The sequence below is a fragment of the Bacteroides salyersiae genome, assembly GCF_031172035.1.
In the GTDB taxonomy this organism is placed as follows: domain Bacteria; phylum Bacteroidota; class Bacteroidia; order Bacteroidales; family Bacteroidaceae; genus Bacteroides; species Bacteroides salyersiae.
This window is the reverse complement of record NZ_CP133452.1, coordinates 193855-208693: the sequence shown is the minus strand read 5'-3', so window position 1 is coordinate 208693 and position 14839 is coordinate 193855. Positions and strand designations below refer to the sequence as shown.

At 43.8% G+C, this 14839-nt stretch carries 12 protein-coding genes; 5 read left to right on the top strand and 7 right to left on the bottom strand.

Annotated features, from left to right (window positions below; genetic code table 11):
• Positions 1-4: 4 nt before the first annotated feature.
• From RB604_RS00895 to RB604_RS00875, 5 genes are all read right to left on the bottom strand, one after another.
• Positions 5-3070 (bottom strand): SusC/RagA family TonB-linked outer membrane protein, encoded by a 3066-nt coding sequence (locus RB604_RS00895; protein ID WP_227096949.1) that lies wholly within the window; start codon positions 3068-3070, stop codon positions 5-7.
• Between the two features lie 179 nt (positions 3071-3249).
• Positions 3250-4659 carry a T9SS type A sorting domain-containing protein gene (locus RB604_RS00890; RefSeq protein WP_227096950.1) on the bottom strand — a complete coding sequence of 470 codons (1410 nt, stop codon included), beginning with the start codon at positions 4657-4659 and terminating at the stop codon, positions 3250-3252.
• A gap of 46 nt (positions 4660-4705) precedes the next feature.
• On the bottom strand, positions 4706-5764 hold the full coding sequence (locus RB604_RS00885; RefSeq protein ID WP_195558475.1) for a glycoside hydrolase family 26 protein: 1059 nt from the start codon (positions 5762-5764) through the stop codon (positions 4706-4708).
• A gap of 96 nt (positions 5765-5860) precedes the next feature.
• Positions 5861-7057: a glycoside hydrolase family 130 protein gene (locus tag RB604_RS00880; protein WP_005934000.1), complete on the bottom strand. Its 1197-nt coding sequence runs from the start codon at positions 7055-7057 to the stop codon at positions 5861-5863.
• Between the two features lie 246 nt (positions 7058-7303).
• Positions 7304-9442, bottom strand: a complete 2139-nt coding sequence (locus tag RB604_RS00875) for a glycoside hydrolase family 97 protein (protein ID WP_007482488.1) — start codon at positions 9440-9442, stop codon at positions 7304-7306.
• A gap of 551 nt (positions 9443-9993) precedes the next feature.
• On the opposite strand from RB604_RS00875, the gene RB604_RS00870 reads away from it, so the two are divergent.
• Together RB604_RS00870 and RB604_RS00865 are read left to right on the top strand one after the other, a co-directional pair.
• Positions 9994-11229, top strand: coding sequence for a site-specific integrase (locus RB604_RS00870; RefSeq protein ID WP_004291422.1), 1236 nt, complete (start codon positions 9994-9996; stop codon positions 11227-11229).
• A gap of 11 nt (positions 11230-11240) precedes the next feature.
• On the top strand, positions 11241-11603 hold the full coding sequence (locus RB604_RS00865; protein WP_004291423.1) for a hypothetical protein: 363 nt from the start codon (positions 11241-11243) through the stop codon (positions 11601-11603).
• A gap of 77 nt (positions 11604-11680) precedes the next feature.
• On the opposite strand, the gene RB604_RS00860 is transcribed toward RB604_RS00865, so the two are convergent.
• Together RB604_RS00860 and RB604_RS00855 are read right to left on the bottom strand one after the other, a co-directional pair.
• Entirely contained in the window at positions 11681-11986 is a 306-nt protein-coding gene (locus RB604_RS00860; RefSeq protein ID WP_004291424.1) for a helix-turn-helix domain-containing protein, read from the bottom strand.
• Positions 11987-12017: 31 nt separating this feature from the next.
• Positions 12018-12317: a helix-turn-helix domain-containing protein gene (locus tag RB604_RS00855; protein ID WP_004291426.1), complete on the bottom strand. Its 300-nt coding sequence runs from the start codon at positions 12315-12317 to the stop codon at positions 12018-12020.
• A gap of 138 nt (positions 12318-12455) precedes the next feature.
• Here RB604_RS00855 and RB604_RS00850 point away from each other — a divergent pair, with 138 nt between their 5' ends.
• Genes RB604_RS00850 through RB604_RS00840 form a run of 3 tightly spaced genes read left to right on the top strand, consistent with a single transcriptional unit; the run spans position 12456 to position 14827 of the window.
• On the top strand, positions 12456-12881 hold the full coding sequence (locus RB604_RS00850; protein ID WP_004291432.1) for a helix-turn-helix domain-containing protein: 426 nt from the start codon (positions 12456-12458) through the stop codon (positions 12879-12881).
• A 3-nt stretch (positions 12882-12884) separates the two neighbouring features.
• The gene (locus tag RB604_RS00845) at positions 12885-13235 is read left to right on the top strand and encodes a helix-turn-helix domain-containing protein (protein ID WP_004291454.1); all 351 of its coding nucleotides are present in this window, start codon (positions 12885-12887) and stop codon (positions 13233-13235) included.
• 20 nt (positions 13236-13255) lie between these two features.
• Positions 13256-14827: a DUF3945 domain-containing protein gene (locus RB604_RS00840; RefSeq protein WP_004291455.1), complete on the top strand. Its 1572-nt coding sequence runs from the start codon at positions 13256-13258 to the stop codon at positions 14825-14827.
• Positions 14828-14839: the final 12 nt, after the last annotated feature.

Genomic DNA, 14839 nt, shown 5'->3' with positions numbered 1-14839 from the left:
TTCATTAGAATGTAATATTAACCCCCAAAGAGGTTACAAATTGCTGTGGATATGCATTGTAATTTTGATTTTCTACGTCGAAATCTTTCGGCATATCAGAGTAAATAGTCCACAAGTTGTAAAAGTTTAGGTATACTCTCAGATTATCTACATGGAGTTTCTTTAATAGACGTTGCTCGAAGTTATATCCTATCTCCAGAGATTTTAGTTTTAAATATGCTGTATTTACCACCCAGAAGGAAGAGGACACATAATTCATTCCTTCAATAGTGGATAAACGTGGGTATTTGGCATTCGGATCGGGATTGTCTGTTGTCCATGAATGAATATGGTCTTTCCGGGGTTTATCATTTTTGAATGGGAAACGTACTCCACGGTCAGAAGCACCGCTTGCGTCTTGTCCGATATAGAAATCGGAATGTCCGGTTCCTTGTAAAAACAGGCTGAAGTCAAAGCCTTTATATTTTGCACTGAATGTATATCCGTACATGATTTCCGGTACACGGGTACGACCGATAATTGTTTCGTCTTCATTGTCAATTTTACCGTCACCGTTGATGTCACGATATTTGATGTCACCAGGGCGGGTTGAAGCGCTTTGGTAAGCCCAATTGTCAATTTCTTCTTGGTTGGCAAACAATCCTTCGGCAATATATCCTCTTAACTGTGATGCGGATTTACCGGTTCTGCGGAAACGTGGAATACTATAAGTACCCATTGACTCGGCGATATCTATTTGCTTATCGCGGGAGAATCCGAATACAAATGAATTGTCTATTGAGAAATCCCGATTGATCTTCGTATGGTTGGAGACGGTGAGGTCTACACCATAACGTTCTTCCTTTCCTGCATTGTATTGCGAAGGCTTAATACCATATTCTGTTGGAAAATCGTCGGTCGGAATGATGATTTTATCTCGTCTTAAATCACGGTATACATCGAATTCTACTCCCAATAACCCGTTCCACATGGAAAGATCAAATCCTATGTTGGCTTTTAAGACGGTTTCCCACGTCAGAAAAGGATTTGCTTCTGCACTTTCGTATAAGCCGGAGACCGTAGATTGGGAGCCTGTTCCCCATACATATCCGTTACCTACCGTATAGGTAGGGCTCCATTGGAATGGGTTTCCTACCGGATTTCCGGATTTACCATAAGAGGCGCGGACTTTCAAATTATCGATAATGTGAATGTCTTTCAAAAATGCCTCTTCTGAAATGCGCCATCCCAATGATACCGAAGGGAAAAATGCAGCACGACGATCAGGAGCATATTGATAGGTACGGTCATAGCGTCCGGCTAACTCGATCAGATATTTTTGTGCATAATCATAATTGACACGGAATACAAAACCGTCTTGAGCTTCGGCTGAAGAGGTACCGGAGTTGTATTGATTATTTTTCGATCCCATATCCAATTCGGGTATTGAGACATCGAATTGTGTCCGTCGAGCACTATAATCTATTTTGCGTCCTCCCCACCGGCGTTCGTAAACAAATAAACCGGAGATATTATGATTGCCAAAGGAATTGGCATAATTCAGATAACCCTGCACTGTATAATAAGCATTTACTTTAGTAGATTGGGATAGATCTGCATCGGATTGTAATTCTGATTTATTATACTTGTTATTGGCGGCATCATATACGTAATATTCATAAGGATGGCCCCAGTTTTTGGAATATGTATCTTTGCGATTCATATTGAACAAGCCTTTTACTGACAATCCTTTGATGAAAGGTAGCTCCTGATTGACCGACAAACTCAAATTCTGATAGTTGTTTTCATTGCGTTTCTCTCCACCACCATATATTGTTTGGTACATACTACCACCGATAGACGATTGAAAGGCAGGTAATCCGTTACTGTATACGTCAGCCTCAGTTGCTTTTGCCCGGTAGATATTTAGCATAGCCGCTTCTGCAGAAGAAGAGTTTGTCCTTTTACGATCATATACAAGGCCTAAATCGGCTGAAACGGTTGTTGTTTTAGTGGGCTTTAGGTCAAGATTGGCACGTACATTGTAACGACGGTAATACTGGTCGTCACTAAACATGCTGCCCTGCTTCATGTATCCCAAAGCTACGTAAGCTTTAATCAGATCATTACCACCCTTAAGTACTATATTGTGTTTTTGGCTGGTAGAAGTATTCATATAGTTTTTCACCCAATTAGTATTGGGATAAGCATCTGTTCCTTGTTCATGTGCAGCAAGTATTTCATCAGTAATTGCATTTGCTTCATCTTTCATGCCATCCATTTCATACGCTTGTTTTTTCAGGCGTAGTCCTTCAGCTGCACTCATAAATTCAGGTGTATTGGTCGGTTTCTGCCAACCGAATTCACCATTATAATTGAAAGAAATCTTTCCTTGTGTGTTACCTCCACGTTTTGTTGTAATTAAGACAACGCCATTAGCTCCTTTTAAACCATAAGGGGCCACTGCCGATGCGTCTTTTAGTAAAGTTACGGATTCAACCTCTTCCATATTGATCATATTGTATTCACTTTCAATACCATCGACCAAAACAAGAGGGTTTTTATTTCCTCGGAGATATAATGTCGAGGCGTCATTACCGGGTTCACCGGTAGCTTGTTGCGTGACTAATCCCGAAACCCGGCCACCCAATGCATTGGAAACATTGGCAACAGGCATAGTTGTCATTTTTTCACTTTTTACTGAAGCTACAGAGCCTGTCATGTTCACTCGTTTCTGTACACCATAACCAACGACTACCACTTCATCAAGTAATTTGTCGTCTTCTTTCATGATGACATTTAATGTATGTTTATTGTTTACAGATATCTCTTGCTTCAGATAACCGACATAAGTGAAGATTAAAGTGGCTTTTTTATTTTCATCGGGTATGTTTAATGAGTACCCCCCATTAAGATCGGTTACTGTGCCGATGGTAGTTCCTTTAACAACAATACTCACTCCTATCAATGGCTCACCGGACAGGTCACTTACTATTCCTGTGAGTTTCTTTGTCCCTTGAGCAAATACAGATGATACAGTTATCAGCATTAATAAGGTTATTAGTGCGGCAATCTGTCTTCTGCTTTTCATGGTGTCAGAAACTTTTGCTTTTACATTTTTAGTCATGTTATTCTTAAAATTAATATAGTTTCTCTTCAAAAGAAGAACTAACAATAAAAGTGTTTTTGTTTTTGACGGATAAATTTTTTGTCTGTTATTACTTAGTCTTTATTGTTAGTTCTTCACTCTTATTTAAAAGATATAGAAGCCTATTCTTTTACAATTTTTACTACAGTTCCTTGGACGTTCAGTAAATATATGCCGGAATTTAAGGTGGCTATACTGATTTCCGAATCAAAACTTGTCATTACCAACTTGCCAACTTGATCGTATATTGAAACTTTGGCATTATCTGCTTTATTTGTTATTGTAATCTTATCTTTTGTTAGAGTTGGATAAACTGATAATTTTTCAGAAGATGACATTGTTATGCCCGTACTGGTTCTTTCCGGTAAGTGAGCTACTTTGGTATCAGGCTGCTTGTCCGCTGCAAAAGCTTTTAGAATGGGTAGTTGATATTTACCGTTTCCCATGGACCAGATAGCTGGATCCCAGAATAAATAGTCGTTGTTGTTGTCTCCAAAATAAATTGTTTCTTGTATGACATCATTTGAAGATTGGTTTAATCCGTTTTTATTGGTTTCCTGTCCGTCTGTAACAGCTGCGTCGTTTACCAGCATATCAGCCCAAGCGTAAGATACTTCATAATTGTACTTACCTGTGTTGTCCGGCTTTTCAAATCCAACTAAACGTCCAATGTGTAAATCCGGAGAATTGGGCGCTTTTACGGATGGGTTCAATGCGATGGAATAAATCACATCGTGGCGGATTGCATTGCCATTGGGAAAACCGCATTCTCCGATAAGACCACCGGCTTTTGACTGAGATTTGTTTGTACCGGCTTCTACTTCACAGGTAGAGTAGGAAGATTCGATTTTGATACCACGGTATCCTTGTCCTACCAAACCGCCGGCTTTACAAAAACCATAAACTTTTCCTGCAGCATAACAATTTAGCAACTCAACGCGCCCTAATGCAGACGTCATAGCTATTATAGAACCGGCGGTTCCTGTGGCTGTACCGGTAACGGCACCATTACCTTCGGCGGTGATATTGCCAATTACAAAGCATTCTGTAATTTTGATAGTTTGTCCGGTGTAGGGAACTTGACCGATTATTCCGCCTACATTATCCAATCCTTTTACTTCTTTGCCATCGGCAATAATAAGCCCTAATTTTTTTACACTAAATATTCCGCTTGATTTAATAAAACCGAATAATCCGACATTCGAAGTTTCGGGACGGTTAATGTAAAATCCGGATATGACATGTCCGTTACCATCAAACGATCCTGTTATACCTTCCGGATCACTTCCAATGGGTAACCAACCGTTTTCTGCTGAGTTGGCAGCGAGGTAACTGGTTAAATCAATGTCATTGTCCAGTCGGAAATTGTTTCCGTCCAAATAATTACGTACTTCATTTAATTGCTCTGCTGTTTGGATAATATACGGGTCGCTTTCTGTTCCCGTACCACCTGCGAACTGGGCATTTACATTTGCTGATAACATTGTGGCAGAAAATGCCAGAATCAAACTTTTGTAGAATACTTTTTTCATAATTTCAACTTTTTCAAGATTAAACATATTGGTTTGTAATAAAATTCTATTGTTGGTATACATCTTTATTTGTGAGGATTAAAGGCTGATCGACAAATTGTTTGAAATCAGATTCTGAAGAGTGTCCCGGATAGGGTAGGTAGTAATGATTAGGTTTGTCGGGTTCCCAAGCGTTACGCCAAAATAAAATCCATCCGAGTTTATATTTGTTTATTATCGGATAAACTACATTGGTGAAATAGGTAGGATCCCATATCGATTCTTCCCCGGTTTCGCCAATTACCGGCAGTTTGCCGGACTGTTCTGCGCATTTTGTTACTATTTTGATATTTCTTTCAAAATCGATTTTGTATTGTTCGACATTTTTTTGTTCCCGTCCTTTCAAGTAATGGTCGAATCCCAGAATATCGACGTACTGATCACCCGGATATCGTTCCAGATAATGTTCTTCACTCTGAACGTTGGAAGAAGAATAAGCATAAAGTAGATGATGTACTTGTTTCGTTTTTTGTAAATAATCGCATGTCATTATCCACAGCTGTTTATATTCTTCGGGAGTAGATTGTTGGCTACTCCACCAAAACCAGTCTCCTGTATGCTCGTGATACATCCGAAAAATAACAGGGATATACGCTCCATTCTCATCTTTCAAATCCAGAAAGAAATTAGCTAAACGCTCCAACCATACCAGATATTCTTTATGTAAACTACCTCCGGGCAGGATAGAGCGTACAACTGTGTCTTGTGCGCAATCCCAAGTAGAATTTCCTGTTGCTATATTATCGGCATGCCAGCTAAAGGAGGAAATACCTCCTCGTGCATGATGTTCTTTTACGTGCTTTTTTATCTGGCTAAAGTATACAGAATCCAAACTATATTCAGAATCTAATTCGATATGTCCCAGTTCGAAACCGAATATGGCGGGATAGTCTCCAATCATGCCTTTGACATCAGAACGATCCTGTTCTCCATACCAGCCATGCCCGTACAACGGATCATCCTGATGTCCCAGCATAATGCCTTTTTCTGCCAGATTAAATAAACGGTTATACAATGCGACAGTCTCATGAGTCGCTTGTGGGTCAGTTGGCATTTTATTCTTCATCGGTGTTTTACACGAGAAGAAACTTATTATAATTATACCTATTAAAAAACTGTTTTTCATGGATTAAAAAATATTAATTCTGTAATTTGTAATATATTAAGAATTGACAAATGTTGTTTCTTCTATACATGCGAAGTTTTTGTCAACTAAGGTGCGTAGAGTCTGCACGGAAGTTGCTGAACGCAATCCGTCCGGTTTTGTATTTAAGCAATAGTCCAGTAATTGATCTATTGTGGAAACTGCGACATGCATGCGTGTATCAGAAGAGGCGTAATAGATGAAAACAGTTCCGTCTTCATCTGGTATCCAACCATTACAGAACAATACATTGGAAACATCGCCGATTCTTTCCATTCCTATTGGAGCCATAAAATAGCCGGCAGGTTCTGCGATTATTTTTTCGGGATGTTTTAAGTCTGTTAAATACAGGTACAATACATACCTCAATCCTGCGGCACATCCTCTTACGCCATGCGCAAGATGTAACCAACCTTTAGAGGTTTTTATAGGATGAGGACCTTCTCCGTTTTTTAATTCTTTAATGGTATGATAATAACGGAAGTTGATAATTGTTTCTTCTTTTATTTCTGCATGTTCAATATCGTCAATTAATGCCCAGCCGATACCACCTCCGCTACCGGCATCTATAAAACCATCTTGAGGGCGGGTATAAAGTGCATATTTACCGTTCACGAATTCGGGATGTAAGACTACATTTCGTTGCTGGCTTTTCGATTTCAAATCGGGCAGGCGTTCCCATTTCTTTAGATCTTTTGTACGAACAATTCCTGCAGTGGCAATAGCAGCCGATAAATCTCCCTCCGGTGCGTCAGGATCTTTTCGTTCAGAACAGAAAATACCGTATATCCAACCATCTTCATGTGCCGTTAAACGCATATCGTATATATTAATATCGGGATTTTCTGTTTCCGGGATTGCTACCGGATAATCTATAAAACGGAAATTATCTATTCCGTTCGGGCTCTCTGCAATTGCGAAAAAGGATTTTCGGTCATTACCTTCAACCCGAACTACCATAATATATTTACCATCCCATTTTATTGCACCTGCATTGAATGTTCCGTTTATTCCAAATCGCTCCATTAAAAAAGGATTACTTGCAGGGTTGAAATCATATCTCCACATCAAAGGAGTGTGCATGGCAGTTAAAACTGGATATTTATAACGTGTATAAATTCCATTTCCCGGTATGATCGGTTCGTTTTTACGTTTCAACAATGTTTCATGTTCTTGCGTAATTTCCTTTAATCTCTGATCAAAAAGAATATTCATAATTATCTGTTGTTTTAATATTTTAATATTTGCAAATATACGGGTTGATATATATCAAAAAAAGTACTTTGTTATCCAAAACTTATACTTTCTGAACAAAAGATTTTTTGATAAACTCTTTTGCCTTTATCGTATTAGTGTTTTGTAAAATATTGATTTTTAATGCAATAAATATGTTTGTGATAACGAATGTTATAACTGATATACATTTTAAACGAATGCTGATAATTTACTTGCTAATTGGTTTTATTTCCATTTTTTGATCTTTTTATCTTGATCGGTGGCTTCTGTCAGACTTAAAGCGAACCCGCCGCTACGAGCCAGTTTTACGGTGATTTTTGTTTTGTTGGTTACTATGCCTTTCTTTATCTCATAAGAAGTGGGCATTGTATCATAATCGGCGTCTTTTCCGTCATGATATAAAGTAGCAACGTATTGTTTCCCTGGCTTCAAAAAGTTTAGTTGAAAAGAGGATATTCTACTGTTTTCATCTGTTATTCCCCCGACAAACCAGTTTTCTTTTCCTTTCTCTTTACGGGCTATCGTCAGATAGTTTCCCGGTTCAGCTTCCAGATATCTACTTTCATCCCAATCAACTGCAACATCTTTAATGAACTGAAAGGCGTCCATGTATAGGTCATAATTTTTTGGAAGGTCTGCTGCCATTTGTAGAGGGCTATACATGGTTACATAAAGTGCCAGTTGTTTTGCCAAAGTAGTATGTACCCAACCTCTTTTCTTGGAAACGAAAGAAATTTTTGTATCGAAGATACCGGGAGTATAGTCCATCGGTCCGCCAATCAGGCGGGTAAATGGTAAAATGGTAGTATGGGAGGGGGTGTTACCTTGGAATGCCTCATATTCTGTACCTCGAGCCGATTCGTTAGCCAACAGGTTGGGATAAGTACGGCATAATCCGGTAGGACGTACTGCTTCGTGGGCATTTACCATAATTTTGTAATCTGCTGCTTTTTTTACTGCATACAAATAGTGATTATTCATCCATTGACCGTAATGGTATTCTCCCCGTGGAATAATGCTTCCCACGTATCCGCTTTTCACAGTATTATAACCATTGTCGGCCATAAATTGATAAGCTTTGTCCATGTGGCGTTCATAATTTCGGACGGAAGAAGAGGTTTCGTGATGCATCATCAGACGTATGCCTTTGCTTTTTGCGTAGGCTTGTAATTCTTGAACATTAAAATCAGGGTAAGGTGTGGTAAAATCAAAAACATAATCCTTTGATTTATTATGCCAGTCCTCCCAACCTTCATTCCAACCTTCTACTAATACCTGGTCGAATCCGTGCTTTGCTGCAAAATCTATATAGTATTTTGTGTTTTTATTATTAGCAGCATGGCTGGGGCTTGCTTTTGCCTTAGAATAATCTGTACTACCTAACTTTACTGATGGAAAATCCCAAGTGTAAGCCCATCGTTTGTAACCGGAAATCATTTCCCACCAGATGCCTATATATTTGACGGGCTTGATCCACGATACGTCTTTATATGCACATGGCTCGTTTAAATTGAGTGTCAAACGGGAAGCTAATATATTTCGGGCATCATCGCTGACAATTACCGTACGCCAGGGAGAATTGCAAGGGGTTTGCATGTAACCTTTATTACCTATGGCGTCTGGAGTAAGCCAAGATTCAAAAATCAAATTACGGTCATCCAAGTTTAGGTGCATACATGAATAATCTACTAAAGCTGCTTCATGCAGATTAATATACAATCCGTCTTTAGACTTCATCTGAATAGAGGTTTGTACACCTGTGGGAGAGAAGCAGCTATTTGGAGTATGAGTAATTGCTTTTTTCATTGTTTCGCGTATTTCGCTCAAACGACATTCGGTATATTCATATTCCTGTGTATCATAATTACCTGGAATCCAGAAAGCTTTATGATCATCTGCCATTGCGAATTGTGAGTGTTCTTCTTGAATAATAAAATAGTTGAGATTCTTTTGCTGAGGGAATTCGTAACGAAACCCTAAGCCATCATTAAAAAGACGAAAACGGATGGTAATGTATCGGCTGTTCGTTATTTGCTCCAATGTGACAGCCAATTCATTGTAGTGGTTGCGAATCTGATTTTCTTCTCCCCAAACCGGAGTCCAGGTCTCATCGAATGTTGTGCGTTTGGTATCCATTAATGAAAAGTCGTTCATTAATCCTTTATCATTTTTTATTTCTATTCCTAATTTCGACGGTTTTATGACTACTTTACTTTTATAAAACAATTCGTATACAGGCTCACCCTGCTTGCTTAATGAAAAAAGAAGTTTGAGATTACCATCAGGCGATGTTAAGCTTTCTGCTGCGATTAGAGTACTGCATAATAACATATAAATGCAGCTAATAATATACTTTTTTTGCATGTTTGTATAATTTTTTATTGAATATTGTATTTTACTAAAAAAATAAATGTCGTAGAGAATAATAAGAATGGAACAGATTAATAATTAAAGCTATATTTATATTCTTATTATATTGTTTTAAACCGTTTTGATACGATTGATTGTTTCTTATTAGTATGTATATATTGTGAATAGAATTTATTTAACTGTTTTTCTTCATTAGTATTTTATTGTAATGTCGGTGCAAAGTTACTACAAAAAAGTGAAATGCGGAAAGATATAGTGATAGAATTGAGTTACAAGGGTTTTGGTTGAAGTGGCGATAATCCGTGAAGCCATTACAATCCCTGCCGAAGCCAAATCCTGACGCCGCTACGTTACTTGTTCGTAACCATGCCCGAAAATGCGACAAACGGGTACGAATAGCGAAACAAGGCTCTAAGGAATAGTGAGTTATCCATAACTCATGCGAAAAATCAGGTTACGGAAAAAGATTGCGCCGTTCCTCCCCGTTTTGCGTACCAACACCGGACTCTTCACCAACTAATTTTGAAACCCAAAAATTAAGGACAATGAAGAGTACATTTTCAGTAATCTACTACCTCAAGCGTCAGGTAGTGAAAAAGGACGGGACAGTTCCCGTCATGGGACGCATCACGGTGGACGGCAGCCAGACACAGTTCAGCTGCAAACTGACTGTCGATCCGAAACTGTGGGACACCAAAGGTGGACGTGTCACGGGCAGAAGCACGGCGGCACTCGAAACGAACCGTATGCTTGACAAGATGCGGGTACGCATCAACAGGCATTATCAGGAAATCATGGAGCGTGACAACTTCGTCACGGCGGAGAAGGTGAAGAACGCCTTTCTCGGACTGGAACACCGCTACCACACGCTGATGCAGGTGTTCCGCCAGCACAACGAGGACTACGAGAAGCAGGTGGAGGCAGGCATGAAAGCCAAAGGCACGCTGCTGAAGTACCGCACCGTTTACAAGCACATGCAAGAGTTCCTCGACATCCGCTACCATGTGAAGGACATCGCCCTAAAAGAGCTTACCCCGGCTTTCATCTCCGACTTCGAGATGTTCCTGCGCACGGACAAGCACTGCTGCACCAATACCGTGTGGCTGTACGTCTGCCCGTTACGGACGATGGTATTCATCGCCATCAACAACGAGTGGCTGACGCGCGACCCGTTCCGCGAGTATGAAATCAAGAAGGAGGAAACAACACGCAGTTTCCTGACCAAAGATGAGATCCGCCTGCTGATGGAGGGGAAACTGAAAAACGCCAAACAGGAATTGTACCGCGACCTCTACCTGTTCTGCGCCTTCACGGGGCTGTCGTTCGCGGATATGCGCAACCTTACGGAAGAGAATATCCGCACCTACTTCGACGAACACGAGTGGATAAACATCAACCGCCAGAAAACGGGCGTGGTGTCCAACATCCGCCTGCTCGACATCGCCAACCGCATAATCGGCAAATACCGGGGACTGTGCGGGGACGGCAGGATATTTCCCGTTCCGCATTATAACACGTGCCTTGCCGGTATCCGTGCCGTCGCCAAGCGTTGCGGCATCACCAAGCATATCACGTGGCATCAGAGCCGCCACACGGCAGCCACGACGATATTCCTCTCCAACGGTGTTCCCATCGAAACGGTCAGCTCCATGCTCGGACACAAGAGCATAAAGACGACGCAGATTTACGCAAAGATAACCAAAGAGAAGCTCAATCAGGACATGGAGAACCTTGCCGCAAGATTGAACGGCGTCGAGGAATTTGCAGGTTGCACCATCTAAAAAGAAAAGCCATGAAACGTGACACAATCATCATCGAGGACAAGGCAGTCAGCGTAACCGGTAACGACGTGTGGATGACCGCCACCGAAATAGCCGGATTGTTCCATACGACCGTCCCGGCAGTGAACGCCGCCATCAGAGCCGTCCGCAAGTCGGACGTGCTGAACGACTACGAGGTGTGCCGCTACATGCAGCTTGAAAACGGGCTGCACGCGGACGTGTACGCCCTTGAAATCATCATCCCGGTCGCTTTCAGGGTGAATACCTACAACACCCACCTGTTCCGCACATGGCTGGTGGGAAAGGCACTCTCACAAGAGAAACGGCAGACATACGTGATGTTCATACAGAACGGAAAAGCCGGGTATTGCTGATTGCACATACCCCATAAGACAAGTAAACGGGTAGCACCACAAAAGGTGTCACCCGTTTACTTTTTCATGAAACCGCCTCACTCCAGCGGCTTGCGGTAGTTCGCTTCCAGTACCCCGCGCAGCCCCGTTTCCGGGTAAAGCACCTTCCCTCCCAAAAGTATGAAGGGCAACACGCGGTTGTTGCGGTATTCCTGCAAGGTGCGCCGGCTCACACGGAGCAGTTCCGACACCTCGCCGTCCGTCAGGTAACGTTCCCCGTCCAGCGGAGGACGGTAGCTTTCCAGAAATGCGGACAGCCATTTCGAGCCTTTGCGCATATCCTGCACCACAGAGGCTATCGGCTCGTCTTCCATCGTAAAAACATCGTTGTTCTCGTTCATCATAACTTCGGATTCAGTGGGTGAATAAATCAAATCATCTGCCGTGCGGATAGAGCGTGCCGACAAGCGGTATCAGCCGCTTCACCTCCTCTGGCTTGTAATAGAACCTGCGGTTTATCTGCGAGTAGCCGATAAGCCGCCTGTCACGCAGCGTCTGCAACGTGCGCGGGCTTATTCTCAACTGCCCGCAGACCTCCTCGCCCGTGAGCCATCTTTCCATGCGCCCCGTGTCGCTTTTGCGCCTCAGGGCGGCGACCTTCTCCGAGAGTGCGCCGAATGCCGCCACCATCATCTCGAAAGTCTTTTTCTCGATAGATACTATTTCCATATTCATGTCATTTAGAGTTTGCCGCAAAGGTAACGAAACGGCATACAAGACGTATCGTTTTCCGCTGAAAGGCTGCCTGTTGCGCCGTTTGACCGGGTTACGGAGCCATCTTCCGCAAAAATCTTACGTGAGTCACGTAGTGAGTTGTTAAAGCCCCTTTTGTTTATTGCCGAATTTTGTCGCAGAAACAAAAAGAAAGGACTGAACATGAAAGTGATAACAATGGAAAGTTCCGCCTACAAGGAGATGATGGCGCAGATTGCGAACATCGCAGGGTACATCCGCGAGGCAAGGGACGAGAAGAAACGGAAGCGGGAAACCGAAGACAAGCTGCTTGACACGGCACAGGCGGCGAAGATGCTCAACGTGAGCAAGCGCACCATGCAGCGTATGCGCACCGACCACCGTATCGAGTATGTGGTGGTACGCGGAAGCTGCCGCTACCGCCTTTCCGAGATACTGCGGCTATTGGAGGACAACACAGTAAGGAACGAGGAAGGGACAATAGACACCCTGTTCCACAACCACACGCTGCGCACGGGCGGCAAACCAAAAGGAAGGAGGACATAGGTCATGGAACTGCTCACACGAAACAACTTCGAGGGCTGGATGCAGAAGCTGATGGAACGGCTCGACCGTCAGGACGAACTGCTGCTGGCGATGAAGGCTGAGGGGAAACAGCCCACTATCACGGAAAGCATCCGCCTTTTCGACAATCAGGATTTGTGCATGTTGCTCCAGATAAGCAAACGCACCCTCCAACGCTACCGCAGCGTAGGCGCATTGCCCTACAAGACGCTGGGCAAGAAGACCTATTACAGCGAGGAGGACGTGCTGACATTCCTTTCCAACCATATCAAGGACTTCAAAAAGGAAGATATAGCCTTCTACAAGGCTCGTATCCATAATTTCTTTCATAAATAACCCATTAAAACATTTTTCAGATGGCAAAGAAAAAAGACGAAAAGGACGTGCTGGTAGTCCGTGACGAGAAGACAGGCGAGATCAGCGTGGTAGCCGGGCTGAACGCGGACGGCACACCCAAGCGCACCCCCGCAAAAGCGGAGAACGCGCAGAGTTTCCTGCAATTCGACCGACATGGCGACGTGCTGGACAACTTCTTCAAGAACTTCTTCCGGCAGTGCAAGGAACCCAGCCGCTTCGGTTTCTACCGCATTGCGGCAGACCAAGCTGAAAATCTCTTAGAGGTGATGAAGCAACTGCTGAAAGACCCCGAAGCGAACAAGGAGCTGCTCGCCCCTCACAAGGTGGACACCTCCGACTATGAGAAGAAGGTGCAGGAAGAGATGGCAGCACAACAGACAGAGAAACAAGAACCTCAAAAACAGGAGAACATGGAACAACGGAAAGAACAGCAACAGGACAAATCCGAACAGATGCAGGGCAAACGTGGCTACCAGCCCATCGACGAGAGTAAAATCAACTGGCAGGAGCTGGAGGACAGATGGGGCGTAAAGCGGGACAACCTTGAAAAGTCCGGCGACCTTACGAAGATGCTCAACTATGGCAAGTCCGACTTGGTAAAGGTCAAACCGACCTTCGGCGGCGAATCATTCGAGCTGGACGCCCGCCTCTCCTTCAAGAAGGACGGTGAGGGAAACATCAGCCTCGTGCCGCACTTCATCCGCAAGGAGCAGAAGCTGGATGAGTACAAGGAACACAAATTCTCCGACAATGACCGGAAGAACCTCCGCGAAACGGGCAATCTCGGTAGGGTCGTGGACATTGTGGACAGGGAAACGGGCGAGATCATCCCCTCCTACATCAGCATCGACCGCAAGACGAATGAAATCACGGACATTCCGGCAAGCAGGGTGCGCATCCCGGAGCGCATCGGCAAGACGGAAATCACCACGCAGGAGCGGGACATGCTCCGCGCCGGACTGCCCGTACGCGACAAGCTCATCGAGCGCAACGACGGCAGAAAGTTCGTCACCACCCTGCAAGTGAACGTGGAGCAGCGCGGCGTGGAGTTCGTGCCGGGAACCGGCAAGTCGCCCCGTACCGCACAGACACAGGAAACCAAAGGCGACACATCGAAAAGTCAGGCGCAGGGCGGGGAAAATGCCGCACAGACCAAGAAGGAGCAACGCCGCAACACGTGGACGAACGAGGACGGCAGCATCCGCCCCATCAGCAAATGGAGCGGCGTGAGCTTCACCGACCAGCAGAAAGCCGACTATGTGGCGGGTAAAGCCGTGAAGCTGGAGAACGTGACCGACAAGCAGGGCTTCCATGCCACGATGTATATCAAGTTCAACCCGGAGAAGGGACGCCCGTACCGCTACGACACGAACCCTGACAATGCACAGCAGGTTGCTCCGTCCAACGAGAGCCGCACGCAGGTGGCGGTGAACAACGATGGCAAGACCAACGAGGCTACAAAGAATCTGAGAGAGCCGTTGCAGAAAGGTCAGACCAACCCGAAGGACGCCCGCCAGCAACAGCAGCAGGAGAAGCCGCAGAAGAAAACGGGCAAGGGCATGAAAATGTAATCCCGTGTCCGC

Bases quoted from the DNA above. Each gene is read 5' to 3' on its own strand.
- RB604_RS00895 (WP_227096949.1), bottom strand. From the start codon at position 3,070: ATGAAAAGCAGAAGACAGATTGCCGCACTAATAACCTTATTAATGCTG.
- RB604_RS00890 (WP_227096950.1), bottom strand. From the start codon at position 4,659: ATGAAAAAAGTATTCTACAAAAGTTTGATTCTGGCATTTTCTGCCACA.
- RB604_RS00885 (WP_195558475.1), bottom strand. From the start codon at position 5,764: ATGAAGAATAAAATGCCAACTGACCCACAAGCGACTCATGAGACTGTC.
- RB604_RS00880 (WP_005934000.1), bottom strand. From the start codon at position 7,057: ATGAATATTCTTTTTGATCAGAGATTAAAGGAAATTACGCAAGAACAT.
- RB604_RS00875 (WP_007482488.1), bottom strand. From the start codon at position 9,442: ATGCAAAAAAAGTATATTATTAGCTGCATTTATATGTTATTATGCAGT.
- RB604_RS00870 (WP_004291422.1), top strand. From the start codon at position 9,994: ATGAAGAGTACATTTTCAGTAATCTACTACCTCAAGCGTCAGGTAGTG.
- RB604_RS00865 (WP_004291423.1), top strand. From the start codon at position 11,241: ATGAAACGTGACACAATCATCATCGAGGACAAGGCAGTCAGCGTAACC.
- RB604_RS00860 (WP_004291424.1), bottom strand. From the start codon at position 11,986: ATGATGAACGAGAACAACGATGTTTTTACGATGGAAGACGAGCCGATA.
- RB604_RS00855 (WP_004291426.1), bottom strand. From the start codon at position 12,317: ATGAATATGGAAATAGTATCTATCGAGAAAAAGACTTTCGAGATGATG.
- RB604_RS00845 (WP_004291454.1), top strand. From the start codon at position 12,885: ATGGAACTGCTCACACGAAACAACTTCGAGGGCTGGATGCAGAAGCTG.
- RB604_RS00840 (WP_004291455.1), top strand. From the start codon at position 13,256: ATGGCAAAGAAAAAAGACGAAAAGGACGTGCTGGTAGTCCGTGACGAG.